Source organism: Priestia aryabhattai B8W22 (genome assembly GCF_000956595.1).
In the GTDB taxonomy this organism is placed as follows: Bacteria; Bacillota; Bacilli; order Bacillales; family Bacillaceae_H; genus Priestia; species Priestia aryabhattai.
In genome coordinates, this window is record NZ_JYOO01000004.1 from 25,781 (window position 1) to 52,262 (window position 26,482).

A 26,482-nucleotide genomic window follows, 5' to 3' on the forward strand; every position below is an offset into this window, starting at 1 on the left:
CCTCCCCTATAGACCAAACAGACTTTTCCGTTTTCATACATCACCTGGGCTCATATAAATTACTAAAAAATAAGCTTACTGCACCATTCACCATCTGCGCACAAAAGGCCCAGTTCTCCTTGGGAACTGGGCCTTTTGTGTTAAAAAGCTGATTAGCTTTGATGATAAATATTATGCCATTGATTCCACGAACTGTGTGGATGCTGCTGGTGCCACTGATTCCATGGCACATATGGATTTTGCTGATGCCACTGATTCCACGAACCGTGCGGATACTGCTGATGCCACTGATTCCAAGGTGTGTATGGATGTTGTTGATGCCATTGATTCCATGTGCCGTGCGGATACTGTTTATGCCACTGCTCCCAAGGTACATGAGGATGTTGCTGATGCCATTGATTCCACGTGCCTTGAGGATGCTGGTGATGCCATTGTTCCCATGGAATGTAATGTTGCTGTCCTTGATGCATATTTCGTCAACTCCTTTTCCTTTGCCACATTATATGTTCATGTTGGGGTTTAGAGCTTATCTATTTTAAAATATAGGCGTTTGATTAATTATGAATTAAATAACACTCTTGTTGTTATGTGGTAATATTAAAATAAAACTTCCAGGAGGATTTCAATTAGTTAAAAACTTGCCTTTGCTAATGGCCATCTTACTTATAGGAGTAAGCTCTTCTCTTATAAGCGGAAGCGCAAACTTATCTGGAAGTATAGAATGGGTATTTCTTATGATTAGCCTTGTTGCTAATATTACTGCCGTGACTGGCCTTTCTTTACACGTACTTGTTTACCTTCCTATGAAAAAGGCTCAAAAAGATCTAAAAGAAACGTTTAAATAAATATAGGCAAAAGAAGCAGGTTTCTTATAAGAAATCTGCTTCTTTTGCCTGCTTGTATTAAACTTGTTTTTCTCGACTTCTATACACCAAAAGATGCATGTAGCTCTTTATTCGGAAGGAGATGGAAATCTTGCTGCTTCGAAATGCGATGCATTTTCTGTTGTGACAATTGTGCCGTCAACATTACTTTCCGCGAAGACTTCAACTCGGTCTCCTTTTTCTAAATTATAAATAGTAGAAACGGATACCACGTTAACAAATATAGTGTTTCCTCCAAAGAAATCGTTATCAATCGCGATAACCGCCGTGCCATTGACACGAATTTCTACGCGCGCTCGATAATCGACAGTCGTATCATTAGGGAGAAATCCAATTGTAGCAACAAGGGAATAGACGCCATCTTTTTTGGGACGAAAAACAGACGTAACGGGATTGTATTCATTTGCTAAATCAAATTGTTTAAACTGATAAGAAACTTTTGCAGAAGTGTTTGCTGATATGGGTTGATTTGCAAGGTTAAGAGCACGAAACGCTGAGTCTCTGGTATTGCCTTGTTTGGAAGAACAATGATGATGTTTCTTAGAAAAATGAGACTTTTCTACATAATATTTATCATCTTTTTTAATTGTAATCATCCTTTCTTTATGTGTCTCTCTATTTTATTCATTCGCAGGAAAAATGCTTGGATGCTTGTCCTTTAACACATAATTTTCACTAGAGGAAACGATAGATTTCTGAGTTTCCCACAAAAAAACACCTTCTCATTCGAGAAGGTGTTTTGGAATTAACCTACAATATTATAACCAGCGTCTACGTGTACGATTTCTCCTGTTACGCCGCGTGAAAGATGGCTCAGTAACACAACCGTCATGTCGCCAACTTCTGCTTGCGTTACATTACGCTTAAGAGGTGCTTTTTCTTCAACTTTGTGAAGAATTTGGTTAAAGTCAGAAATGCCTTTTGCTGCAAGCGTACGAATTGGGCCTGCTGAAATCGCATTTACGCGGATATTGTCTTTTCCTAAGTCTAATGCTAAGTATTTTACTGAAGACTCAAGTGCTGCTTTCGCTACGCCCATTACGTTATAGCCTTCAACTGCACGTTCTGCACCAAGATAGCTCATTGCTACAAGAGAACCGCCTTCTGTCATAAGAGGTTTTGCTGCTTTCGCTACAGCGATAAATGAATAAGCGCTTGTGTCTTGAGCAAATGCATATCCGCTTCTTGATGTATTAATAAACTCGCCGTTTAGATCTTCTGAATGAGCAAACGCAACAGAGTGAATCACTCCGTGAACTGTGCCTGCCTCTTCTCCGATTTTTTTGAACGCTGCTTCAATGCTTTCGTCACTGTTTACGTCGCATTCTGCGATTAATGATGCTTGAATTTCGTTTTTTTCTAACAGCTTGTTCAACTTTCCTAGTGAACGTTCTTTACGGTATGTAAAAATTAAGTTTGCTCCTACTTGATGAAGGGCTTTTGCAACACCCCAAGCAATACTTCTGTCGTTGGCAACTCCCATAATCACAATGTTCTTGTTCTTTAATTGTAATAAATCTTCCATATTATCCTCCAAAAAAAATTAGTCATCAATGATGACTAATAGGTAATTGTATAGCTTTATTATAGCACAAAGATGCGCTTAGTTCCTAAGAGTCTTATGAATTAACCAATTTTGGTCTATAAATGACCTCTTATTTGTCCGAATTCTGCAGCCATGTCTGTGTTGTTTCAGCAAATTTCTCAGCCGCAGGCGAGAGATGATAACGAGTAGCTAGACCAATTGAACGGTAGCTGTCCACTTGAAACGGAATGGCACGCAGCTCTTGTGGTATAGCATCTAAAAGCATTTCAGGTAAAATGCTAATGCCTAAGTGATGCGTAATCATCGATAGGATAGCACTTTCATCCATTAATTCAAAGCGAATTTCAGGCTGAACCCCCTGTTCTTCAAACAATTGCTTAATATCATGATATCCGCCGTACGTAGGCATAATAAATGGTTCTCTCTCTAAATCTTTAAAGGAAACGGTTTTTTGATGATACAAAGCACTTTGATTTGATACCACGCACAGCAGCCGGTCTTTTTTTAAAGAAATAATATGAAATTGACTTGAATGCGTAATATTGATAAAGCCGCAGTCTATTTCTCCGCTCAGCAGCCACTGTTCAATTTCAAGGTAATCGCCTTCTTTAAGCTGAATTTGAATCTCAGGGTAGTTTTTTTCCATCAGCTGAATAATTTCGGGGAGCCACTTGGTCGATACGCTTTTAAAAATACCGATTTTGATGGTTCCTTTTGCAAGACCTAAGAGACTGGCTGCTTCTTGATGAACTTTTTCATTTTCTTGGAGCACTTTCCGAATAGCAAGAAGCATCGCTTCGCCTTCTGTTGTTAAGGTAATGCCTGATCTGTTTCGATTCACAAGCGGAAATCCAAATTCTGTTTCAAGATTTGTAATGGCATGACTGACCGCTGACTGCGTGAGCGCCAGCGCATCTGCCGCTTTTGTAAAGCTTCTCACTTCCGCTACTTTGTTTAAAATTTCATATTTCACTAAGCTCATTTTCTCCCGCCTTAACATGAATTTAATTCACGTTCATCATTATAAAGATTCATTTTATTAATATCAAATTCCTTTGTATACTGTGAGTACATCATAAACAATGGAGGGTTGAACGTGAGTTACCGCACACGAGCAAATATGATGATGGTTGGTGTAAATGTATTTTGGGGCATGTCGTACGTGTTTATGAAAATGGGGCTGAGTTCGCTCGGGTCATTTACTATCATTGCACTTAGATGTTTAATTGCTTTTTTGATTGCCGGACTATTTTTCTATAAGCCTTTACTACATATCACGCGCAAAACAATTTTATCATCAGCTATTTTAGGCTTTTTACTGTTTTCAGTTTTTTCATTTGTCACGTTTGGCGTCAGCATGACGTCTGCTTCAAATGCCGGATTTCTTGTCAGTTTAACGGTCATTTTTGTTCCATTGCTCAACTGCCTGCTAGTAAAGAAGCTTCCTTCTTGGCCGATTGGACTTGGAGTTATCGTTACCCTAACTGGTATAGGTGTTTTAACTTTAAAGCACTCCTTTCATATGAATACTGGTGATGTACTTTGCATTGGAACGGCGCTATGTTATGCCATTCATATTACGCTGACCGGCACGTTTACGAAAAACGAAAATCCAATTGCTCTCGGCATTTTACAGCTAGGTTTTGCTGGATTATTTGCACTGATTTGCAGCTTTTTATTTGAACACCCCAGCATTCCAGCTACTTTATCATCATGGATTGCGATTTTAGGACTTGGCGTTCTTTGCAGCGCGTTTGGATTCATTTGTCAAGCTATTGCGCAGCGCTATACAACGCCTACTCACACAGGTCTTATTTTTGCAACAGAGCCGATTTTTGCTTCGCTGTTTGCCGTTCTCTTTTTGCACGAGCTGTTTACGCTTAAAGAACTGATTGGTTCTGTTATTGTAGTCGCGGGGATTTTAATTGCTCAGTTAGACGATTTACTATTGAAAAAAAGAGTTCATTATCAAGAGACATTGCCAAAGTAAAAGCCGCTAGATAAGAATCTAGTGGCTCATTTTATACCCCATATGTATAAAACTTTTTATCTACGTTCATCACCGGGAAATTCGCAGGCAGCTTTTCTTTCTCTATAGCTTGAAATCCATTTTTCTCATAAAATCGATGGGCAGCCCTATATTGTAAGGTGGTTCCTAAGTATATTCTTTCCACTTCTTTCTCTTTGGCCCACGCGATGGCTGTATACAATAAACGGTGAGCTGTTTTGACGCTTGCTCCTCTATAAGACTTTGCTACAAACATTTTCCGCAGCGCTACTTGACGGCTGCCAATGTCTATTAAAGCTACGCTTCCTACTACTTTTTCGTTGCAAACAGCCACCCAGAAGTTTCCGTTTCCCCGTTGATAAAAGCTTTCGATTTTAAATAAATCAGGCTGATCTTTTTCCGTTATTGGAATTTGGTATTCTTGCTGCTGAATATGAAGAATTAAATCCACTACTTGCTGTTGATACTTGCTAGCATATGGCTGAATAATGATACTTTCACTCAAAACCTCCACCGCCTCTAATCAGTTTACTCCATCTTACTTTTGACTATTTTTAATACTGCATGACCTATGTTCATTATAAAACCAATTACGGTACCTGCAAGAATCGATATTACACCTACAGCGATAAAATCGCCTTTAGTCGGCTGAAATAAATTCATAGAAAGCAAACCAAACATAAAAAGCATCGGAATAAGATAACTCAGCATCTTTTTCAACTTAGCACCTCTTTCCCTTATCTCCATAAATCCTGTAACCATTTTATCGTATAAGAATTTCCTATTTATTACAATCTTTATCTTATTTCATATTTTTATTGAAGAAATGAAAAAAAGTGCCTGCCTCTCGTCCTGCCTAGTTGAGAGACGGACACTTTTTTATAAAACGTGACTCGTTGCTTGTAAAAAGAACTGAGACTGTTCGTAGTTATACGTTACTTTTGAAAAGTCAAACGGCTGGCCGTTCGCTAAGTGAAAGAGCGTTTCAATAAATAATTTAGGATCGCCTTCTTTTAATCCTAAGTATGTAGCTTCTTCTCCGTTCAGCTTACCGACGTGAAGATATAGATCAGAAAACCCGATTTTTAAGCCAAGCCCTTCTTTAATGTAATGAAAAATAGACTCTGACACAATTTCGTTATTTAAGTATGTAACGATGGATTTATTATAAAACGATTCTTCTAGACACAGCGTCTGGCCGTTGATATATCGTACTCTTTTGACATAATACGCGTCGCTACCTTCGGCTATGTTTAAATTTAACGCGGCTTCTTGCGTCGGCTTTCGTACATCTAGCTCAATCACTTCCGATGTTAAATGAAAATCTTCTAGTTCGCTTGTAAATCCTTGGTTAGAAAGCAAGCCGATATATCCTGTTCGCTTATGGCGGCGGACAAAAATGCCGCTTCCTCTCACTTGAAAAACAACGCCTTTTTTCTCTAGCAGATCTAAGGCCTTTGTTACGGTACTTTTGCTCGCCTTGAATTGCGCCATCAGCGTTTCTAATACCGGCAGCTTATCTCCTTGCTGAAGCTTATGGTCTTCAATATAGGTTTCAATTTCAATTGCAATTTGTTGGTATTTGATCATAGCTATACCTCTTCACTAAATTTGTCTCGAGAATAACACGATTATACCATAATCTAACTGCATACCCTAAACTTAAATTATTTATTGATTATTATTTTATTTGGGTATTGATAAATTGTATCGATACAATTATACTGAAAGCGTATACTCAACAAGGGGGTTAAACGTATGGGAGGTAAAATTAGAGATTATCACAAGCTTGCGGCAGACATTTTAGATGCGGTGGGCGGCGAAGAAAATATTGTAAGCGCTACACGCTGCGCTACGAGGCTGCGAATTGTGTTAAAACGTTCCAAGCCAGAAGCCAAACGCACGGTGTCTTCTATGCCAGGTGTCATTACGGTGGTTGAAAACAGCGGACAGTTTCAAGTTGTTATTGGGCAACATGTGGGAGACGTTTATGAAGAGTTTGCTAGTTTAGTAAACTTGGATACCACAGAGGAGCAAACTGAAAATAAAGGGACAATCTTAAATCGCGTGATTGCTACAATGTCTGCTGTGTTTGCGCCGTTTGTATACATCTTGGCAGCAGCAGGAATTTTGCAGGGCTCGTTAATTTTAATTAATTTAGTCTCTGGCAGCTTTGCAAAAACAGGCACGTATCAAGTATTAAGCTTCATTTCATGGGCACCATTTGTTTTTTTACCTATTTTTATTGCCATTACAGCATCCAAGCATTTTAAAACCAACACCTACATCGCAGTGGCGTGCTGTGCCGCATTAGTCAGTCCAACATGGGCAGAAATGGCAGCCAAAATTGCCGACGGAAGCAGCATTACGTTTTTAGGTCTTTCTCTATCGGAAACGGTCTATACTTCTTCTGTTTTACCGCCTTTATTTTTAGTATGGATTTTGTCTTATCTTGAAAGGTTCCTAAATAAGAGCATTCATGAAGTCGTTAGACCGCTGTTTGTCCCATTTTTATGTATGGTAATTATGGTTCCAGTAACAATTTTACTTATTGGTCCTGTTACTACGATGGGTGCTAACGGAATCGCTCACGGCTATAACTTTTTAGCTGAAAACGTACCTGCTTTAGCTGGAGCAATCATTGGAGGGTTCTGGCAAATTGTTGTTATCTTCGGGGTACACTGGGGAATTACGCCGATGGTACTTGCTAACTTTGACTTAAACGGCAGAGATTCATTTCAAGCGTATCAAACAATTGCCGTAGTGGCTCAAGTTGGAGCGGTACTTGGGGTTATTTTAAAAGCAAAAAGCCAAGAAGCACGCAAAGTGAGCGTATCAGCCGGGATAACAGGGCTATTTGGTATTACAGAACCGGCCATTTACGGCGTGAACTTACGTTTTAAAAAGCCGTTTATCTTTGGATGCATTTCAGGTGCTGTTGGTGCTGTTGTAGCAAGCTTCTTTCACCCTTATTACTTTGCTTACGCAGGATTACCGGGCCCGCTGACTGTTGTAAACGGTATCAGTCAAGACTATCCGATGTCGATTTGGGGAATTTTAATTGGATGTGCCATTGCGATTATTCTTCCCGTTGTGCTTATTCAAGTGTTTGGTTACGGAGAAGATGCAGCAAAAGAAGCAGCTACTGCTCCTTTAAACGAAGTAGCCGTCAGCAACCCGAACGAAAATGAAGAAACGATCAGCGCACCGTTTAGCGGAAAAGTCATTCCTCTTTCTAGGGTACCGGACGAAGTATTCAGCTCAGGTGCGATGGGAGAAGGATTAGCGATTGATCCTTCAGATAATAAGCTTTATGCACCTTTTGACGGAACGGTTGTTATGGTAGCACCAACAAAGCACGCCATCGGTCTTCGATCAGAATACGGCGTTGAATTACTTGTTCATATTGGATTAGATACCGTTACGTTAGACGGCAAGCCGTTTACGCTGCATGTGGAAGACGGTGTAAAGTTTAAAAAAGGCGATTTACTGATTGAATTTGATAAAGAATTTATTGAAACACAGGGATTACAAACGATCACGCCGGTTATTATCACCAATTCAAGCGCTTATCGAGAAGTGATTGTTGAAGATATTGAAAATAGCGGGCTACATCAAACATTATTTACCGTAGTGAAATAAGGAGGAACTAACAATGACAAAGATGCCAAAGAATTTTTTATGGGGCGGCGCATTAGCAGCTCATCAATTTGAAGGTGGATGGAACCAAGGCGGAAAAGGACCAAGCGTAGTAGACGTTATGACTGCTGGTGCACACGGTGTAGCGCGACAAATCACTGAAACAGTGGAAGAAGATAAATTTTATCCAAATCACGAAGCAATTGATTTTTATCACCGCTACAAAGAAGATATCGCACTGTTTGCAGAAATGGGCTTAAAATGTTTGCGTACGTCGATTGGCTGGAGCCGTATTTTCCCTAAAGGCGATGAAGCTGAGCCAAACGAAGAAGGACTAAAATTCTACGACGATGTATTTGATGAACTGTTAAAGCATGGAATTGAACCGGTTATTACGCTGTCTCACTTTGAAATGCCCCTGCATTTAGCTCGAGAATACGGCGGATTTAGAAGCCGAAAAACGGTAGATTGCTTTGTGAAGTTCGCTGAAGTTTGTTTCGACCGCTATAAAGACAAAGTGACGTACTGGATGACGTTTAATGAAATTAACAACAAAATGGACGTAAACAACCCTCTTTTTCTATGGACGAACTCAGGCGTTTCTGTAAAGCCTGGTGAAAATGCAAAAGAAGTGATGTATCAAGCGGGACATCACGAACTTTTAGCAAGTGCTCTTGCCGTATCAAAAGGAAAAGAAATCAATCCAAATTTCCAAATTGGAGCGATGGTGTCACACGTGCCAATTTATCCTTATTCTTCAAATCCTGAAGATGTGATGTTAGCCGAAGAAACAATGAGACAGCGCTACTTCTTCCCTGACGTTCAAGTTCGCGGCTATTACCCAAGCTATGCGTTAAAAGAATTCGAACGAGAAGGCTATCATATTCCGTTTGAAGAAGGCGATGAAGAAATTTTACGAAATGGAAAAGTGGATTATTTAGGCTTCAGCTATTACATGTCAACAACTGTTAAAAGTGACGTTGAAGCTGACAACACGGGCGATATCGTAAACGGCGGATTGCCAAACGGCGTAGCAAACCCTTATATCAAATCAAGCGATTGGGGCTGGTCGATTGATCCAACGGGCTTGCGCTATACGTTAAATCGCTTCTACGACCGCTATCAAATTCCGCTATTCATTGTAGAAAACGGATTTGGCGCCATTGATACGGTTGAAGAAGACGGTTCTATTCATGACGCATCGCGAATTGAATATTTAAAATCGCACATCGAAGCGTTAGAAAAAGCCGTGACGTACGATGGCGTTGATTTAATGGGCTACACGCCGTGGGGAATTATTGATATTGTTTCCTTTACAACAGGCGAAATGAAAAAGCGATACGGCATGATTTATGTCGACCGTGACAACGAAGGAAACGGATCGATGGAGCGCTATAAAAAAGATTCCTTTAACTGGTATAAACATGTAATTAAAACAAACGGTGAAGAACTATAAAAAATTAGAAAAGATGGGCTCCTGCGTAAAGACACAGGAACCCATCTTTTTTAGTGTAAGAATAAATGCAAATTTCTTATCTCGGTCTATCTACTAGCTGTGTTTGCGCAATTTCTGTTTGTTTAATTCCCGCTCGTTGAATTTCATCAGCAAACGATTCATGTTTCAGCGTTTTAATTATCTTTTCGCTTCCATCTCGAAGAGTATACACTCTAAATTCATACATACTCTGCCCTCTCCTTTAAGCTATGATTGATGCGATACATTAGATGCGCTCCTGTTAAAAGCAACTCATAATAGAAGTAACTTTTTACTCTTCTTTACTTTACCCACTTTTTAGGAAACTAGACAAAGAGATTTAATCTGACGTGCTGAAAGACAAACAAAAAGCCTTTGTGGCAAGCAAAGGCTTTTATCGATGGAAGGTTATTATTCAAAGATGGTTCCTTTTTTAAATTTTGAATGTTTAAAAGTAAATTTCGTCAAAAGAATATAAGAGATTCCTGCGACTACTACTCCTATAATCCAGCCTAAATCAACTTCGATAAACGCAGCACCTGCACCGATGAGCATCGCAAGCATGGCGCACGGATTGTAGCCGGAGAACGGCCCTTTTTCTTGATACAATTCTTCTACGTTTACTCTTTGTTTTCGTAAAATATAGTAATCGACTAGTAAAATAGAAACAATCGGCCCTAAAAAAGCAGAGTAAATTAAAATGAACAGCCCAAGACCTGCAGCTGACGAATCTTGAACAAGCACCCAAGGGAATGAACAGAAAGCAAGCAGTCCGGTAATCGTAACCGCTACTTTATAGTTTGCTTTTGTCAGCAGCGTAATCACATACGTAGGCGGAATAATATTCGCCACCATGTTTACGGCAATAACGCCAATCACAATAAAAGCCGATACAGCGACGGTGATATATGAATTATCCACTACAACCGCGAACGCTTTGACAGGGTTGGAAATCCCCGTAGCAGAAGCAAGCATGGCACCAATTGTAAGAACAAATCCGTAGGCTATTAGAATCGGTGTAAAATATAAAAATCCGCGCTTTTTGTCGCTAATTCCTGGTTTCAGTTCTCTAGAGTAATCGGCTGCGCTTAGAAAAATCGCCGCATAATTACCCATAAACATCATAATAAAAGAAAAGAACGGAAGTCCCCATGAACCTTTAGTATGTACCCACTTCTCTCCTACTACCTCACTATGAGAAGTTAAAAGAACACCAAATACATAAACAAGGCCAAGCAATATAATGATCGACGCAAGCATCTCTACCCATTTAACCGCGTGGAAGCTGTACAGCGAAAGCACAATTTGCAGCAGCTGAATGATAATGAAGCAAAGAACAAGATTGTCAAAAGACCCTTTGCTCACAATTTTCCCAATTTCGTTTAAAGCCGTACCGCCTGTCCAGCTTTGGAAACCATACCAAACGATCGCTGGAATGCCTCGTAAAAGAGACGAGATAACGCATCCTTTTATTCCAAAAGACATTCGAAGCTGCATCACATACGGTATGCCCGTCTTATAGCCAATTCGGTCGTTTAATACAAAAAAAGTAGAAATAATACCAATGGCAATAATCGCTGCCACAAACGTTTGAAAAAGATTTAATACCGCAGTACCTGCTACTACTAAGCTCGCTCCAAGCGTCATATTTCCTAAATTAACGCCGTCTCCAATCCACATAAACATATAAGATATCGGAGTTAGCTTTCGATCACTTTCCGCTTTTGGCTTTAGTGACGGATCAAGACCACTATCTTGATAAGCATACACCTCTTCTATAACGGAACTTGTTGCGTTTGTAGACACTATACATTCAACTCCTTTTTTTATGATGTTTTTACTTTCAAACATGACATCTAATGTTAGTTAACTTAACATGTACATAGTGTATACGAATTCCAACGCAAGTTCATCATTATTTATGTGAATTTTCTGATATTATTTTGTGCGATTTGACTAATTGTTATGGAAACTTGAGCCGGTAACGTACAAGAGTTGATGATAATAAAAAATCCAAGCGCTTATTGTAAGCGCTTGGATGAGTCAGCTAGTATTTATTTTTCACAGGCAATATAGTCTTTATCTCGATCTAGCTTTGTATTGGCATCATACAGTGATTTTGATACGTACGGCTTGTACTTTGTTTTGCCGCCTTTATTTTTTACATTAGCCGCACGAGCTACGCCGCCTTTATAGTCTTTGTTTAATTCCGTGCAGTTTTTGTAAGACTTAGCTGCCGCATCTACGTTTGAAGCTGTGCTAAAAGATACGCTTGTTAATAAACCGAAAGATAGAACAATTGGAAAAATCTTTTTCATAACAGATACTTCCTTCCTATATTTTGTCTAATTAATAATAGAATGTTCTATCAATCTTTCCAATATTTTTTTACATTCAAACTACTATTATCCAATTTTTTATTTATGAGTAACTTTAAGAGTCTTGACCGCTTGTTTAGCCGCTTCTGCAATTAGTTTATCATTATACTCCGCATCTTTTTCCGTACGATCGGAAAGGATTGCAAGAACAATTGGATCTCCGTTTGGCGGCCAAAGGATGGCAATATCATTTCGCGTTGCATATGAGCCTGCGCCTGTCTTATCGGCTACTTCCCAGCTTTTCGGCACGCCCGCTCGTATTAACGCATCCCCTGTTGTATTTCGCTTCATCCAATCCGTTAGAAGTTCACGCTTTTCTGCAGGAAGTGCCTGTCCAAGTACATACGTTTGAAGACTTGTAGCGAGTGCTCTTGGTGTACTTGTATCGTGGGTTTCTCCTGGATTCACTTCATTTAAATCCGGTTCAAACCGTTCAGGCAGCGTTACATTGTCCCCTATTTTTTCTAAAGCTTCTTTAAATCCGTCCGGTCCGCCCAGCTGCTGCAGAATTAAGTTCCCTGCCGTATTGTCGCTGTAGCGAAGCGATGCATCCGCGAGTTCTCGAAGAGTCATGCCTGTACCAACATGTTTTTCTGTAATTGGATTGTAGTTCACAAGGTCATCGCGCGTATAAAAGATTCGCTCGTTGAGATCTTCAATTGACTTCTGCTGTAAAAGTGCACCGACAGCGAGAGCCTTATGAGTAGACGCATAAGCAAAACGCTCGTCCGGATGATACGTGACCGTTTTATTTGTACCCGTATCTAATGCAAAAACACCAAGATTCGCATCATATTTGTCTTCAAGCTTAGCAAACTGTCGATCACTTTTAGTTTCTTGTCTTTGACATTTTACCGTTTCAGCATGTACCTCGCTGCTTGAAAAGCCTACAACCGCCGCGCACGAAAGAGCGAATACAGGCAGCATTTTTTGGAGCTTTGAAGTGCGAAACATCTTTTTCCATGTCTTCATTACCCTTCAACACCTTTCAAAAAAGTATTTAGTATGTATTCTCTCAGGTAGAGATTACCAACAATGCTATTTTATCAATTGTTTACTCTTACAAACATGATAGTTTTATCACATTTATATAATAAAAGTGTCTCACACTGAAGGTGAGCAGTATAAAAACCGTAAGTACTTTAAAAAACAGGCGGCGTAACGGAAAATAAAATAACGGCTTTCTCTTCAAACGTATTCTCCCATTTATGATTCAGATGCGAAGGGATTTTGACACTATCTCCTTTTTCTAGCACATATACTTCCTCTTCCAAATACACTTTAATTTTCCCCTCTAAGACGTATGCCACTTCCTCTCCTTTATGTGCTAAAGGAGTTTCTGATGAAGCCATCATCGATGGTACTTCCATAATTGCCGTAGCTAGATTCCCTGTGAAATCGGGTGATAACAGCGAATACGTTAGCTCTTTTACCTTCATTGTTTTACGCTCATTCGACCTTACGACTAAATGAGATGTGTTTATTTCTTCGAGCAAAAAGCTGAAGGTAGGCACATCGAGGCTTTTTGCTAAAAGTTTAAGCGTTGAAATGGACGGGTTAGCTAATCCCCGTTCAATTTGACTTAACATAGATGGCGTGATGTCCGCTAATTTTGCTAATTCTCGACTGCTTAGCCCCTTTTCTTTTCGAAATTTCTCTACTTTTTTTCCAATATCTATGTTTTCCATGATGATTCCTCCGTAAAAGATGTTTAATTGCATTTAATTTTATTAAATTAAACTTAATAAATGGCGTTACTTATGTTAAATTATATTTAATAAATAAATTATAATTTAATACTATCACAGTAAGGAGGAAGAAAAAAATGAATGACATCTTGACCTTTTTAGTTCTTACATTATTTGTGATTATGAGTCCTGGTATTGATACTGCTCTTATTACCAAACGAACGATGGCAGATGGACAAACCGGCGGCTATAAAATGGCATTGGGGTTAGCCAGCGGCTCTTTAGTTCATACACTCGCCGCTACGTTTGGCTTATCGGCTCTTCTGCTTCAGTCAGCTCTGGCATTTGAAATCGTAAAATATGCAGGAGCCCTTTACTTAATGTATTTAGGAACCTCTGCTTTCTTTTCTAAAAAAAGCGATATACCTTCTTCTGTAAAAGAGGAGCAGTCAAAAGAAACGTCTGCTTTTCGTCAAGGTCTTGTCTCAAACGTTCTGAATCCAAAAGTGGCCGTGTTTTTCTTAACTTTTTTACCTCAATTTGTTCAAAGTGATCAAAACGTAACGCTGCAATTACTTCTGATGGGCATAACGTATACGGTCCTTGCTATCACGTGGTTTTTCGTATTCGTCTTTTTTATTAACTATTTACGGAAATGGCTTACAACACCTAGCGTTCAGCGCTTTATGGATAAAGCAACAGGCGTCGTGTTAATCGGGTTTGGATTAAAGCTCGCTTTTGAAAAACATAAATAACAAAAAAGCTATCTGTTTCAGGTAGCTTTTTTGTTATTTATACACGTCAGGTTCATAGAGATAGACTTTAAGATCAAGTCTTCCTTCCGAAGAAACGATTATTCCTTCCGCTTCAAGGGAAAGTTTTTGAACAAGGTGCATTTCTTCATCTTTAAATCCAATTTCTCCTTTGGAATTAATGACTCGGTGCCAGGGGAGATTATGTTTTTTACTCATCGAGTGCAGTACTCGTACAACTTGCCTTGCACCTCGCGGACTACCCGCTAAGCCGGCAATTTGTCCGTATGTCATTACTTTCCCGGATGGTATTTGTTTAATAAGTGCTACTGCTCGTTCTGTAAAACTCAAGTCGCTCCTCCTTTCGTTTCTTCTTTAGTACAACCTTACCATATTAAATAAACAGTGAAGTAATCACTCGATTTTTCTTCAGCAACATTATAAGATAATAGATAAGCAGTCCACTCATCATTGTTTAATCTACTTCAGACAAGTGTTTGCTGATTATTTCCTATTCTTCAACTAACAAATCTTTGTGGGAGTGCCAGCTTATCCCTCATTTATGACACTGTGATTATAAAAACGTTACAGAAACCAACACAGCAAAGTACTTAGAAGCGTTACGTGATAAGATAAACAGTAGATACTAGTACAATTTCAAATTGATGCTGACGAATAAGTAATCATTTAAAAAGTGGTGAGAAAATGACAAAATGGCTTAGTGTAAAAGAGTTATCTGAAGAAACAAATATTCCTACTTCAACGATTAGAAGATATATAGATAAATTCCAATATTTCTTTATACAAAAAGAAGATCATCGACCAAAACAATATGAAGCTGCGGCTGCGACCGTTTTACTGAGAATTAAGCAGCTTTATGATGAGGGTTATCAAGCAGAAGAAATTAATGAATCTCTGCAAAAAGAATTCTCTTTGACTGCAAGCGAGGATCAAGCTGCCGTGTCTCTAGAAGAAGCCGAAGACAAAGAGGACATAGAGAACACAGCAGAAGCAGCTGACCAGCCCGAGGCCGACGACCAGCAGCCGACACCTTCTGAACTTCCTGTACAGCCTTCACCCCAACAAGAGCCTGATACAAAACAAATCCTTCAGGAAAAAGACAAGCAGCTCATTCAATCTTTGCGTAAAAGCTTGCGTGAACAGCAGGCCATTTCAGAATTAGTAGAAGCTTCAAAAGAAAGCAGCGTAGTAGGTAAAAAAAGATCGATTTTAAAACGATTATTCAAACGAAAAAAGGACTAAGTTTGTAAACAAGCCTAGGCCATGAAACATCTTTATTTCTGATCATTAAATTTATGTAAAACAAAGTTTCTAAACTGTTTAACAGCCGGTGATAGATATCTTCCTTCAATCCATGCTAGTCCAATTACTCGGTGACAGTTGGCTTTAGCTAATGGGATTTTCACTATTTTACTTTGATCTATTCCGTGTAAATCTGGAAGGATAGAAATTCCTAAGCCGGCTCCTACAAGTCCCGCTACGGTGTCAGCTTCCTCTCCTTCAAACATAATGTGAGGCTTTCCCTCTGTCTCTTCAAATAACTGCTCAAACGTAAGACGAAGAGAAAAGCCTTCTTTTAAGTGAATAAATGATTCTTCAGCAATTTCTTCTAGTGCGATACTTTCACGGCGAGCGTACCGATGATTTTTTGGCACAATCACAAACAGTTCTTCACTCCAAAGATGACGCCATTTAATAAACGATTTCTCTTCCATCGGCGCAATCAAGCAAAGATCCAGTTCGCCGAGCTGCAGCTGCTCAAGAAGAACGTGAGAAGGACTTTGCCTCAGCTGAAAATTCACCTTAGGATACAAGCTGCGAAACGACGCGATTAAATCTGGAATCAAATCTGTGCTGAGCGTATGTAAAAACCCAAGTGACACCTGCCCTTTCTCAGGATCTAGCAGCGCTTGAATTTCCTCTTGTCCTTTATCAAATTCTTTCATTATGTTATCTACACGCTTTAAAAAAACTTTACCATATTGATTTAATATAATGGAACGTCCTTGCCGGTCAAATAGCGGCGCTCCTACTTCCTCTTCAAAACGGGCGATTGAACGACTGAGCGCAGGCTGCGTAATTAACAGCTCTTCTGCTGCCCGCGTCATATGCTGCGTACGTGCTAGCGTTTGAAAATATTTAAACTGCTGCCATTCCATTTTGTACCATCTCCTTATCAAGCGGCTCTACTCATTACATAGATGTATAAAAAATATGATTATAATGAATTATACATTATAAATAGCGGGTGTTACGATAAAAATTGGAAACATACTCGAGGATGTTTTTAGTTCATCTTGACGACTGCCGTATACAGCTCCTATAAAATTTTTTGATCATTATTTTCGAGCAGAAAGAAGGATTTGTTATGAAACGTAAGGAAAGTTATTAAAAAACTAACTAAGATATCGTAGTAAATGCACATCAAAAAGACCTTTCTATCACCATAAAAGAAAGGTCTTTTTTGAGAATCTAAAACACATTTTTTCTTGTATGTACCCCTTAAAGTAGACGTTTTAAAGTTTAACCCGTTCTACTAACTGCAGCAATTCTTTATTTGGGCCGTGAAATAAAATCATACGTCCGCCTTCGAGCGTTGGCTGAGGCTCAGATGATAAAAATTCAATTCCTTTGCTCTTATAATGTTGAATTGCCTTATTTATATCTTCTACCGTAAAGGCAAGGTGGTTAACAATCCCGCTTTTGTTATACTCTCCAATCGGATCAATATCTCGAATGAGCTCAATTTCAATACCCGGCTGTTCTTCAAGATACAAAAAAGCCATCTCTCTCTTTTCGTTAGAGCCTTGAAGGCGAACTTTGAAGCCAAACATATCACAGTAGTAGTGAATCGTTTCATCCATATTTCCAACAATAATTGCTGTATGTTCCATTTTCTTAATCATCCATCTTCTCCCTTTCCCCATAATTAGTAAGTATAAGTAAACTATACAGCAATTTAGGCAATATGTATTTACATATACCTTGAATCCTCATACTATGGTTAGAAAAATTCAAGCATTCTAACAATGAGTCAGCTATGATTTTAAAAATAGCAAACAAAAAAACAAACCTCATTGGTTTGTTTTGGTTACATCTTATATAGTCAGTCTCTGTTTCAACAACGTTCGATAAGCCATGTTTTGTACCTTTGTACTGCAAACGATTTTACTCTCGTACTCAGGCGGTAATCATCTATCTACGATTACACGTGTAACCGTCCGTCTCTCCGTTGAATTCCTTAGAGACAGTTCCCCTACCATTGTTTGGGTTTCTCGCTCGTGGGGTTTACCGCGTTCCACCTTTGCTGTTTCCAGCAAAGCTTCGTCACTGTGGCACTTTCAGGGATACTCGACCATATCCGAGGACTTAGGTGGTTTTTCCCGCCGTCAGCTAAGCTATAAGCCAAGCTGCCCTAGCTTATTTTTTCACTAGGCACGAACACTACGGGCATCTCAGCACCGTGCGAGCATGGACTTTCCTCTACATCAAATGATGCAGCGATTACCTGAACGTTATTTCAGATCGTGTATGAGTAGTATATGCGTTTTAGCTTGCCGAATCAAATGTAACTTTTGGAATGAATTCCATGTCAATTTTTGCAGTAAATTAAATAAAACAACTTGTTTCTGCACACTCTTTTTAGTAGATGAAACATCCGTAAGCCCAAGAAATATTCGCTTCATCCATTTCTAAGGGGGATACTTTGTTTCTTTGTAGAATACTCTATAAACCACATAAAAAGATGACAGAGGTGATGAAAAATGAAGGCTGACTTAAAATTTGATTTTCATACCCATCACGACCGATGCGGACATGCTCGCGGAACGATTCGAGATTATATAGAGGCGTCTATTGATAAAGGCCTTGATATCATTGGGATTTCGGATCATTCGCCTTATTTTGCGAGTGAAGAAGATCAGCCGTATCCTCATATTGCGATGGGAAAAAGCGCATTCTCCGGATATGTAGCTGAGATTTTGAAACTAAAAGAAGAATATAAAGAAAAAATTGAAGTGCTGTTAGGCGTGGAGTCTGATTTCTTTCCAGAGTATACAAAAATATATCAAAGCCACTATGAAAAATACCCGTTTGACTACATAATTGGCTCTGTCCATCAAGTTGATGAAGTCAGCATCTTTCATAAAACGCGCTGGGAAGGCCTTTCTCAAAAAGAAAAACAGCGCACGAAAGAAAAATATTATCAATTGATCGAAGAATCCGCTCGGAGCAGAATGTTTCAGATTCTTGGCCATATTGATGCCATGAAAGGATTCTACCCTTCTTTTTCTTCTATCGAGACAGCTGTAATTGATCAAACGCTAAAGGTAATTTCAGCACATGACATTGCTATAGAAGTGAATACATCAGGCAAAACCAAAGACTGCGGAGGCTGGTATCCTGCAGACGCTATTTTAGAAAGAGCCCTGCACTACGGGGTACACATTACATTTGGTTCCGATGCTCATGATCCGGAGCGTATTGGCGACGACTTTGAATTGGTAAAAAAGCGTCTTAAAGAAATCGGCTTTACAGATTGGGTATTTTTTAGACAGAAAAAAATGCAGGTGACACCTTTGTAAAACGGTGAACTTAAATAGACTGTAAATACAAATATGCCTGAAGACACGCAGATGAAGGACATCGCGTATTTTCAGGCATGTGTTTTTTTACTGAGAAACTTTGACTTTTGTAGCTGAAGATAAATTTTCTCAGTTCGTTTCAATTACTTGTTGTTTAGGCACCATTTTTTCATCGTCCTGACCTACCCTTATAGTCCCTCTACCATCTCGAACACTACTAATTTCCTACATAAAATATCTACATTTCATTTCAATTGTGCTACATTTAACTAAAAATGCTTTCTTAATGAGGGATACAATTGTGAATTTAGATTTAACAGCTTATATAACGCTTATCTGTACGTCTGGTGTTCTTAATCTATACTTATGTTTTTACGTATTTATTAAGCGGCATCACTACGCTAACATTGCGCATTTATTTATTCTTCATACAGCTTTCACTACCATTTATTGTATGGGTGCGGCGTTTAGCTTATTATCCGTTAACCTCGGAGAAATGAAATTTTGGACCGTTATTCAATACGTGGGCATGCCTTTTTCGCCTCCTGCAGGGCTGATGTTTGTTATGCAGTATGTCGGCATAAAGGTAAGAAAAAAACATATTTTTGCCCTTTTTATCATTCCCTTTATTAGTTTGATTATGGTCGTAACAAATGACTGGCACCACCTTCATTACCGCGTGTTTGAAATTGATCCCGTTCTAGGTGCCCCTTACGTTCATCAAGAAATCGGACCATGGTACACGATTCACGGCATGTTCATTTTTTCGTCTATGTTCGTTGCTTTTTTGCTCGCCGTTTACCGCTGGAAAGAAACAGCCAAAGCTTATCGCCTGCAGTTAATTTCATTAATGGTCGGGCAATTAGTCCCCATGGTCACAGCATTTATCTATTTAATGGGCTATACGCCGCAGGGAATTGATCCAGTCCCAATGGTTTTATGGGTTTCTTCTTTCTTATATCTATGGTCCATTAACTCATCGCGTATGTTTACGGTCATGCCCGTTGCGAAAGATGCGATATTTAACAGTATCAATGACGGGGTTATCGTACTTGATGAATCCTACAGACTAATTGAATTTAACCTAGCGTCTAAAAACATGTTTCCTCAGCTGAAAAAAGCGATGTTTGGAAAACGTTTTGCTGATATTTGGTTAACATTATCAGGCAGCTCGTTTCCTTTTACATTAGAAAATGCAAAAAGCAGTCATGAGCTGCAGCTTTTTTCTTGGGATCAATCTCAGTATACGTATCAAGTTCGCACCTCTCCTTTGCAATATGCTAATAATAGTCACGGCTTGCTGCTTATTTTTACGGATATTACGGAGCTAAAAAGACTTCAGCTAAAGCTTGAAAATCAAGCTTATTACGATGAGCTGACGCAAATTTATAATCGTCGGGCATTTTTTCAGTACAGTAAGCAAGCGTTCAAAGAAGCAAAACAGTCCGCAGCTTCTTTTACGCTTCTTTTACTTGATATTGATTATTTTAAAAAAGTGAACGACACGTATGGTCATTATGCCGGCGATCAGGTGCTTGTACATGTCGTAAAAGCCTGCCAGTCCGTATTACCGCAAGGAGCACTTTTTGCTCGGTACGGCGGTGAAGAGTTTGTACTCACGCTAAAGGGCTATACATCATCAGAAGCTGAGGTCCTTGCCAATCAGCTTCGCAGGCACGTTGAGACTCAGCCCTTACGGATCAATGAAGAGACCATTTCTGTTACGCTAAGCCTTGGAGTAGCCCAAGCAGCAAAACAAGAAAACGACACGTTGGATGACCTTTTAAATAAAGCAGATATTGCTCTGTACGCTGCCAAACAAAACGGACGCAATCAAGTACGTTTGTATGAAGAGAAAAAAGAAATGCTAAAAAGAACCTGAACATCATTGTTTCGGTTCTTTTTGCTTTTGACTAATATTCTTTCATTTATCAAGTAAAAGTGCTAAAAGACTTGATTTTGTTTATGGATTTGCAAACAGCTCATCCTATAAACTAGATGTAGATCAAAAAAAGGAGAGATAGAGATGAAGATTACACATATTCGAAATGCTACTTTACTTGTTGAATACGGGGGAAAAACGTTTTTAATTGATCCTATGTTAGCGGAAAAAGGAACGTACCCCCCTTTCCCGAATTCGATCAGACAAGATCAAAACAACCCTTTAGTGAGCCTGCCGTTATCCGTTGAAGAGATTATTGATGGTATTGATGCCGTCATTCTCACTCACCTCCATTTAGACCATTTTGACGATGCCGCTAAACAGGCGTTGCCAAACGATATCAAAATGTTCGTTCAAAATGAAGAAGATGCCGCAGTAGTAAAAGAAGCTGGTTTTAAAAACGTAGAAATACTTACGCAAAACACGGTTTTTAAAGACATTCAATTAATCAAAACAAAAGGCGAGCACGGAAGAGGAGAAATTTTAAAACGTACTGGTTTAGTATGCGGCGTTGTGTTTAAACACAAGAGCGAAAAAACGCTTTATGTAGCTGGCGACACGGTATGGTATTCCGCTGTTGAAGAAGAAATCACCACCCATCAACCGGATGTCATTGTCGTAAACGGCGGCGATAATCAGTTTTTAGAAGGCGGTTCTCTTGTGATGGGGAAAGAAGATATTTACGAAGTACACAAAGCAGCCCCTCAGGCTACGATTCTTTCTGTTCATATGGAAGCTGTAAACCACTGGACGCTATCAAGAGAAGAATTAAAAAGCTTTATCAACGAAAAAGACATGGCGTCTCACGTCTTAGTTCCAGATGATGGCGAGGTTTATACTTTTTAAGAGAGAAGCTGAGCTAAAAGTATTCTAGTTGAATGTAAATCCGAACGAGGAATCGAGATTCTTGATGGTGAATCAACTTCGTTCGGATTTTTTCATCGGCATGGTGAACGTAGGTTTCATGTATACGGGTACTTCTAGCGGTTGATTGGAGGGCAAGGCGAAGACTCCTGCGGGCTCAGCGGCCGCCCGCGGAAAGCGAAGCCTTGCATGGAAGTCAACCGCGGTGTTATAAGCGATCTACGAGCTATTTATCCCACTGATTCATCTTTAGGTTCGATTGATGTAGTTATGGCTCACTTTCTCTTTTATAGCTCTTTAACTTATCAAGTAGTAGTCGTAGTAGCAACCGCTGAAGTGCTTGCAATAACCGCTAGCATAGCTGCTTGCTGAGCTTGAATAATGGTTTCAATCGTTGTATAGATGCCCGTTTCGACCAGTCTAGAATCCTTCAGCTTTTCACTGATAACCAAATTAACCGCCAGCATAACATTGATGTCTTTCTGCCATTTAAAAAGTTTGTCTGCGTTTAGCTGTTTCACTACTTCATGGATGATTTCAATTTCAGTTTCTGGTTTTTCAAACAGTGCTAATAAGCCAATGACCGGGTAATGCATCGCTTTCACTTTGATACCTGCCGATTCACAGGCTTCTTTTACAGATACGCATCTTTCAATAAGGGTATCCGCATGTAGGTTTTTATCGATTGCGAGAATATGACTTAAAAATTGAAGGTCATTTCCTTTTTTAAATCCATGCTGCGCCAATGTCGTATAGAAGTGTTCAATTTCATGCATGAGATCATCAGTGAACTCACTTGTTTCAGCTAACAAAACGGCAAGAGGTGCATCACCGCTTGAAGTAAGGAAAAGATGCTTCTTTTTCATGCCTTGATAAATTTCTACCGACCTTCGAACCATTTCTTTATGACTTCCACTTGACTCATTCGACAGCATAGCCGAAGCCGCAATATACGTAAATGCGCCTCTCGCAAACCCGCCTTGTATCAATTGGTCGTATACATCCAGAAACTCATGAAACGTTTCTTTTGGATTCTCATAGCGAGTGTCTAGCATGGCTGCGATCGTAAACCGCTGTGATGATTTTAACGTAGAGAACATCCCTACTTGATTTTTAATATGGTCACTTAACTCGATATAGGGCTGAAGCTCGAGCGATTTACCTTTCACTGCGTACATAGAAGCAATAGCCATCAACTGTTTGGGATCTGCCACTTTCCATTTTAGTTCATTTTTTAAGCTTATATAAAAATCTCTATACTGATTTACTTTTTGTTGAATCGTTTCCGGTAGCATATCAACACGTCCTTTATTCGTCGTTAGCTTATATACGTAGCACTTCAGTAAAAGTTTCAATATTTGGTAAATATCCTATGCATTTATTACATACCAAAAAGACCCCGGAATATTCCGAGGTCTTTTTGGTTCAGTTCTATCTATTAACCTCTTCCCGCTTGGAAAGAAGGATATTTTGTCATACCGCCATCAGCAAATAGTGTAATACCTGTTACGTAGCTTGCTTGTGATGATGCTAAGAATGCTGCAACTGATGCGATTTCTTCCGGGTTGCCGATATAGCCCATTGGAATCATGCTTTCTACGTCTGCACGCTGTTCCGGATCTGCGAATTTTTCAGCGTTGATTGGCGTATCGATTGCACCTGGTCCAATGTTATTTACGCGGATACCTTTTGGCGCATATTCAAGAGCCAATGTTTCCGTCATTAATTTCATACCGCCTTTACTTGCTGCATAGTGAACAAATAATGGCCAAGGAATCATTTCGTGAACGCTGGACATGTTAATAACGTTTCCTTTAATGTCATTTTCAACGAAATATTTAATTGCTTCACGGCTTCCTAAAAATGCCCCTGTTAAGTTTGTATCAATCACTTGGTTCCAGTTTTCTAATGATAATTCATGAGAAGGAACCGGGTTTTCAACACCTGCATTATTAATCATAACGTCTAATGTGCCAAATTCTTTAACAGCTGTCTCTACAAGGTTCACAACGTCTTCTTCTTTTGTTACGTCGCCTCGAACAATAATAGCTTGACCGCCAGCTTCTTCAATTTCTTTTTTCACTTCTAGCGCTTCCTCTTCATTGCTACGGTAGTTTACAACTACTTTTGACTGCTCTTGACCAAAACGAATGGCCATTGCGCGACCCAATCCTTTTGATCCGCCTGTTACAACTACTACTTTATCTTTTAAATCTGTATACATCTTGAAGTCCTCCTACTTTTTCTGCGTGATATGTCTTGCTATACTGTACTAATTACAGATACAGTTTAAGTCTTAAGAAGGGAAGAAACATTTTTCTATCTCTTCTTTCTCGAACTGTCATTCATTTAAAAAGTAACAAGTTCACTTTTGTTTCTTTTCGTTACTTATCGTAATCAAGAGATAAAAAGTAGTCAAACTTTTTGTTTGTTCATTTTTATCATTTCTTTTTTGTACTTACTCTCTTTATGTTTGTTCGCTCCCTGAAAATATAACTTCACACTTCAAATTAGCAACACTTCAAAAGTTTAAACTTTTTCCCTTGCAATTCTCAAATCAATGTATTATATTGTTGATGTATCAATTATTGATATGTCAAACAATTGCCCGCAATCAAAAATATGGAAATGATAATAAATAAGTTTAACGCCTAAAAAGAAAGGAATAATGACTATGACTACAAAAGACTTTAACGAAATTGCTTTAAAACGCCGTTCAATTAAAAAATATGATCCTTCAGTAAAAATCAGCCGTGAGGAAATGGAGGAAATTCTTACAGAAGCCATGCGCGCTCCTTCTTCTGTTAATATGCAGCCGTGGCGCTTTGTTGTCATTGAAACACCAGAAGGGAAAGAAAAATTAGCTAAACTTGCGAAATTCAACAGTGAACAAGTTCATACATCTTCAGCTGTTATTGCCGTGTTTGGTGACATGAACAACGTTGAATATGCAGATGAAATTTTCGGTAAAGCCGTTGAGCTTGGCTATATGCCTCAGGATATTAAAGAACAGCAGCTCAATTTCTTTAAGCCGATTTATGAAAACATGCCAAAAGCTGATATGAAAGACATCGTTTTAATAGATTCAGGTCTTGTATCTATGCAGCTCATGCTTGTTGCTCGCGCTCACGGATATGATACAAATCCAATCGGCGGATACGAAAAACACTTAATCGCAGAAGAATTCGGTTTAGATAAAGAACGTTATCTTCCAATTATGCTTATCTCAATCGGGAAAGCAGCAAGCGAAGGCCATGCTTCTTACCGTTTACCGGTCAATACAGTTACAACTTGGAAATAAGCAGCAGCTATTTCTGTTCATTGAATAAAGAGTTAACAATGTGAAGTAAAAGGAGATTTTCTGATGAATAACTATCAAGAACTTACAAAAAAACAGCTTTCATTCTTTCATAGCGGTAAAACAAAAGACGTTGCGTTCCGTATCGAAACGCTAAAGAAATTGAGAGAACTTGTTTTGGGTCATGAAGAAGACATTTTAAAAGCAGTAAAAGCTGACCTTAACAAACCAGAAATGGAAGCAAAACGTGCAGAAATTGGCCTCGTGCTAAGTGAAATCGACTTTGCACTTGAGAATCTTGCAGAATGGGCAGCGCCAAAAGAAGTAGAAACACCATCTACTCATGCCGGAGCAAAAAGCTACATTTATCAAGATCCATACGGTTTAGCTCTAGTGATTGCACCTTGGAACTATCCGTTCCAACTTGCTGTATCACCAGTAGTAGGCGCGATTGCTGCAGGTAACTGCGTGGTGTTAAAGCCTTCTGAATTAACACCTCATACGTCAAGCCTTCTTGCTAAGATGTTTAATGAAAACTTCCCTGAAGAATACTTGACGGTAGTCGAAGGTGAAGTGGAAACAAGCACGGCTTTACTAAAAGAAAACTTTGATTACATCTTCTTTACAGGAAGTACAATGGTCGGCAAAATTGTGGCAGAAGCTGCAGCTAAACATTTAACGCCTGTTACGCTAGAACTAGGCGGAAAAAGTCCTACAATCGTACACGAAGATGCAAATATTGAAGAAGCCGCAAAACGCATTGCACGCGGTAAATTTGCAAATGCTGGTCAAACTTGCGTAGCACCAGACTACATTCTTGTTCAGCGAAATGTAAAAGACGAGCTGCTATCTAACCTAAAAGAAGTCGTAACAAACACGTACGGCGAAGATGTTTCACAAAACCTAGACTTCCCTCACGTAGTGAGCGAAAAGCATTTTGATCGCCTTAGCAGCTTCTTAACAAACGGAAAGATCGTTTTTGGAGGCAAAACAGATCGTTCTCGTCTGTTTATTGAGCCAACTGTTCTTGACAACATCTCATGGGAAGACAATGTGATGCAAGATGAAATCTTTGGACCAATTCTTCCAGTCATCGTATACGATGAAATCTCAGAAGTAATTGAAGCAATCGTAAAACGTCCAAAACCATTAGCACTTTATCTTTTTTCTGAAGATGAAGCCGTTCAAGATCACATTTTAAACAGCGTGTCATTTGGCGGCGGTTCTATTAACGATACAATTAATCACATGACTTCTCACTACCTTCCATTTGGCGGCGTTGGTGACAGCGGAATGGGTGCGTATCATGGAAAAGCAAGCTTTGATACATTTTCACATGCTAAAAGCATCTTAAAACGTTCAAATAAATAAAGAAAAAGCCGAAGTCAGCGTCTGACTTCGGCTT

Annotated in this window: 29 protein-coding genes and 1 other RNA gene; 12 read left to right on the forward strand and 18 right to left on the reverse strand. The window is 39.2% G+C overall.

Annotation, left to right across the window (positions count from 1 at the left end):
- Positions 1-152: 152 nt before the first annotated feature.
- Complete coding sequence (locus N178_RS04120; protein WP_045290693.1) at positions 153-470, reverse strand: hypothetical protein; 318 nt, start codon at positions 468-470, stop codon at positions 153-155.
- A gap of 180 nt (positions 471-650) precedes the next feature.
- On the opposite strand from N178_RS04120, the gene N178_RS27425 reads away from it, so the two are divergent.
- Positions 651-845: a hypothetical protein gene (locus tag N178_RS27425; RefSeq protein ID WP_045290695.1), complete on the forward strand. Its 195-nt coding sequence runs from the start codon at positions 651-653 to the stop codon at positions 843-845.
- Positions 846-952: 107 nt separating this feature from the next.
- Here N178_RS27425 and N178_RS04130 read toward each other — a convergent pair whose 3' ends face one another.
- The 3 genes from N178_RS04130 to N178_RS04140 form a co-directional block, all read right to left on the reverse strand.
- On the reverse strand, positions 953-1,480 hold the full coding sequence (locus tag N178_RS04130) for a hypothetical protein (RefSeq protein WP_045290697.1): 528 nt from the start codon (positions 1,478-1,480) through the stop codon (positions 953-955).
- Positions 1,481-1,629: 149 nt separating this feature from the next.
- A complete protein-coding gene (gene fabI, locus N178_RS04135) occupies positions 1,630-2,409 on the reverse strand; it encodes an enoyl-ACP reductase FabI (protein WP_014459159.1) in 780 nt (259 codons plus the stop codon).
- 130 nt (positions 2,410-2,539) lie between these two features.
- A complete protein-coding gene (locus N178_RS04140) occupies positions 2,540-3,412 on the reverse strand; it encodes a LysR family transcriptional regulator (protein ID WP_045290700.1) in 873 nt (290 codons plus the stop codon).
- A 114-nt stretch (positions 3,413-3,526) separates the two neighbouring features.
- Between N178_RS04140 and N178_RS04145 the strand changes: the two genes are divergently transcribed.
- Positions 3,527-4,420 carry a DMT family transporter gene (locus N178_RS04145; protein ID WP_045290704.1) on the forward strand — a complete coding sequence of 298 codons (894 nt, stop codon included), beginning with the start codon at positions 3,527-3,529 and terminating at the stop codon, positions 4,418-4,420.
- Between the two features lie 31 nt (positions 4,421-4,451).
- Here N178_RS04145 and N178_RS04150 read toward each other — a convergent pair whose 3' ends face one another.
- The 3 genes from N178_RS04150 to N178_RS04160 form a co-directional block, all read right to left on the reverse strand.
- Positions 4,452-4,943, reverse strand: a complete 492-nt coding sequence (locus tag N178_RS04150; protein ID WP_045290707.1) for a GNAT family N-acetyltransferase — start codon at positions 4,941-4,943, stop codon at positions 4,452-4,454.
- Between the two features lie 23 nt (positions 4,944-4,966).
- Positions 4,967-5,149, reverse strand: coding sequence for a hypothetical protein (locus N178_RS04155; protein WP_237758407.1), 183 nt, complete (start codon positions 5,147-5,149; stop codon positions 4,967-4,969).
- Positions 5,150-5,317: 168 nt separating this feature from the next.
- Positions 5,318-6,028 (reverse strand): GntR family transcriptional regulator, encoded by a 711-nt coding sequence (locus N178_RS04160; protein ID WP_045290709.1) that lies wholly within the window; start codon positions 6,026-6,028, stop codon positions 5,318-5,320.
- A 168-nt stretch (positions 6,029-6,196) separates the two neighbouring features.
- On the opposite strand from N178_RS04160, the gene N178_RS04165 reads away from it, so the two are divergent.
- Both N178_RS04165 and bglA read left to right on the forward strand, forming a co-directional pair.
- Positions 6,197-8,080 carry a beta-glucoside-specific PTS transporter subunit IIABC gene (locus N178_RS04165; RefSeq protein WP_045290710.1) on the forward strand — a complete coding sequence of 628 codons (1,884 nt, stop codon included), beginning with the start codon at positions 6,197-6,199 and terminating at the stop codon, positions 8,078-8,080.
- A gap of 13 nt (positions 8,081-8,093) precedes the next feature.
- Entirely contained in the window at positions 8,094-9,533 is a 1,440-nt protein-coding gene (gene bglA, locus N178_RS04170; protein ID WP_045290711.1) for a 6-phospho-beta-glucosidase BglA, read from the forward strand.
- A gap of 76 nt (positions 9,534-9,609) precedes the next feature.
- Here bglA and N178_RS26885 read toward each other — a convergent pair whose 3' ends face one another.
- From N178_RS26885 to N178_RS04190, 5 genes are all read right to left on the reverse strand, one after another.
- Positions 9,610-9,759: a hypothetical protein gene (locus N178_RS26885; protein ID WP_169746651.1), complete on the reverse strand. Its 150-nt coding sequence runs from the start codon at positions 9,757-9,759 to the stop codon at positions 9,610-9,612.
- 203 nt (positions 9,760-9,962) lie between these two features.
- Positions 9,963-11,357: an NCS1 family transporter gene (locus tag N178_RS04175; RefSeq protein WP_045290712.1), complete on the reverse strand. Its 1,395-nt coding sequence runs from the start codon at positions 11,355-11,357 to the stop codon at positions 9,963-9,965.
- 248 nt (positions 11,358-11,605) lie between these two features.
- Positions 11,606-11,869, reverse strand: coding sequence for an excalibur calcium-binding domain-containing protein (locus N178_RS04180; RefSeq protein WP_013084075.1), 264 nt, complete (start codon positions 11,867-11,869; stop codon positions 11,606-11,608).
- Positions 11,870-11,968: 99 nt separating this feature from the next.
- On the reverse strand, positions 11,969-12,901 hold the full coding sequence (gene bla, locus N178_RS04185; protein ID WP_045290715.1) for a class A beta-lactamase: 933 nt from the start codon (positions 12,899-12,901) through the stop codon (positions 11,969-11,971).
- 170 nt (positions 12,902-13,071) lie between these two features.
- Positions 13,072-13,617, reverse strand: coding sequence for a helix-turn-helix domain-containing protein (locus N178_RS04190; RefSeq protein ID WP_045290717.1), 546 nt, complete (start codon positions 13,615-13,617; stop codon positions 13,072-13,074).
- A gap of 137 nt (positions 13,618-13,754) precedes the next feature.
- On the opposite strand from N178_RS04190, the gene N178_RS04195 reads away from it, so the two are divergent.
- A complete protein-coding gene (locus N178_RS04195; RefSeq protein WP_045290719.1) occupies positions 13,755-14,372 on the forward strand; it encodes a LysE family translocator in 618 nt (205 codons plus the stop codon).
- A 33-nt stretch (positions 14,373-14,405) separates the two neighbouring features.
- On the opposite strand, the gene N178_RS04200 is transcribed toward N178_RS04195, so the two are convergent.
- Positions 14,406-14,720, reverse strand: coding sequence for an MGMT family protein (locus N178_RS04200; protein WP_045290721.1), 315 nt, complete (start codon positions 14,718-14,720; stop codon positions 14,406-14,408).
- A 354-nt stretch (positions 14,721-15,074) separates the two neighbouring features.
- Here N178_RS04200 and N178_RS04205 point away from each other — a divergent pair, with 354 nt between their 5' ends.
- Positions 15,075-15,632, forward strand: coding sequence for a MerR family transcriptional regulator (locus N178_RS04205; protein WP_045290723.1), 558 nt, complete (start codon positions 15,075-15,077; stop codon positions 15,630-15,632).
- 32 nt (positions 15,633-15,664) lie between these two features.
- On the opposite strand, the gene N178_RS04210 is transcribed toward N178_RS04205, so the two are convergent.
- The 3 genes from N178_RS04210 to rnpB all read right to left on the reverse strand — a co-directional run bounded on the left by N178_RS04210 (position 15,665) and on the right by rnpB (position 17,906).
- A complete protein-coding gene (locus tag N178_RS04210) occupies positions 15,665-16,549 on the reverse strand; it encodes a LysR family transcriptional regulator (protein WP_045290725.1) in 885 nt (294 codons plus the stop codon).
- A 357-nt stretch (positions 16,550-16,906) separates the two neighbouring features.
- Positions 16,907-17,296: a VOC family protein gene (locus tag N178_RS04215; RefSeq protein ID WP_045290728.1), complete on the reverse strand. Its 390-nt coding sequence runs from the start codon at positions 17,294-17,296 to the stop codon at positions 16,907-16,909.
- A gap of 221 nt (positions 17,297-17,517) precedes the next feature.
- Positions 17,518-17,906, reverse strand: an RNA gene (rnpB, locus tag N178_RS25715) — RNase P RNA component class B.
- Between the two features lie 248 nt (positions 17,907-18,154).
- Here rnpB and N178_RS04225 point away from each other — a divergent pair.
- The 4 genes from N178_RS04225 to N178_RS26540 all read left to right on the forward strand — a co-directional run bounded on the left by N178_RS04225 (position 18,155) and on the right by N178_RS26540 (position 22,151).
- Complete coding sequence (locus N178_RS04225) at positions 18,155-18,973, forward strand: histidinol-phosphatase (protein ID WP_045290732.1); 819 nt, start codon at positions 18,155-18,157, stop codon at positions 18,971-18,973.
- Between the two features lie 301 nt (positions 18,974-19,274).
- Positions 19,275-20,855, forward strand: a complete 1,581-nt coding sequence (locus tag N178_RS04230) for a histidine kinase N-terminal 7TM domain-containing diguanylate cyclase (RefSeq protein ID WP_045290733.1) — start codon at positions 19,275-19,277, stop codon at positions 20,853-20,855.
- A 144-nt stretch (positions 20,856-20,999) separates the two neighbouring features.
- Positions 21,000-21,761 carry an MBL fold metallo-hydrolase gene (locus N178_RS04235; RefSeq protein WP_045290735.1) on the forward strand — a complete coding sequence of 254 codons (762 nt, stop codon included), beginning with the start codon at positions 21,000-21,002 and terminating at the stop codon, positions 21,759-21,761.
- Between the two features lie 141 nt (positions 21,762-21,902).
- Positions 21,903-22,151, forward strand: a complete 249-nt coding sequence (locus N178_RS26540) for a hypothetical protein (protein ID WP_152640833.1) — start codon at positions 21,903-21,905, stop codon at positions 22,149-22,151.
- Here N178_RS26540 and N178_RS04240 read toward each other — a convergent pair.
- Together N178_RS04240 and gdh are read right to left on the reverse strand one after the other, a co-directional pair.
- A complete protein-coding gene (locus tag N178_RS04240) occupies positions 22,085-23,074 on the reverse strand; it encodes a DUF4003 family protein (RefSeq protein WP_045291051.1) in 990 nt (329 codons plus the stop codon). The two genes, N178_RS26540 and N178_RS04240, sit on opposite strands and share 67 nt — an antisense overlap.
- A gap of 143 nt (positions 23,075-23,217) precedes the next feature.
- Positions 23,218-24,003, reverse strand: a complete 786-nt coding sequence (gene gdh, locus N178_RS04245; RefSeq protein ID WP_045290738.1) for a glucose 1-dehydrogenase — start codon at positions 24,001-24,003, stop codon at positions 23,218-23,220.
- Between the two features lie 450 nt (positions 24,004-24,453).
- Between gdh and N178_RS04250 the strand changes: the two genes are divergently transcribed.
- Both N178_RS04250 and N178_RS04255 read left to right on the forward strand, forming a co-directional pair.
- Positions 24,454-25,080, forward strand: coding sequence for a nitroreductase family protein (locus N178_RS04250; RefSeq protein WP_080890138.1), 627 nt, complete (start codon positions 24,454-24,456; stop codon positions 25,078-25,080).
- A gap of 63 nt (positions 25,081-25,143) precedes the next feature.
- Complete coding sequence (locus N178_RS04255) at positions 25,144-26,448, forward strand: aldehyde dehydrogenase (protein WP_045290740.1); 1,305 nt, start codon at positions 25,144-25,146, stop codon at positions 26,446-26,448.
- Positions 26,449-26,482 lie beyond the last annotated feature (34 nt).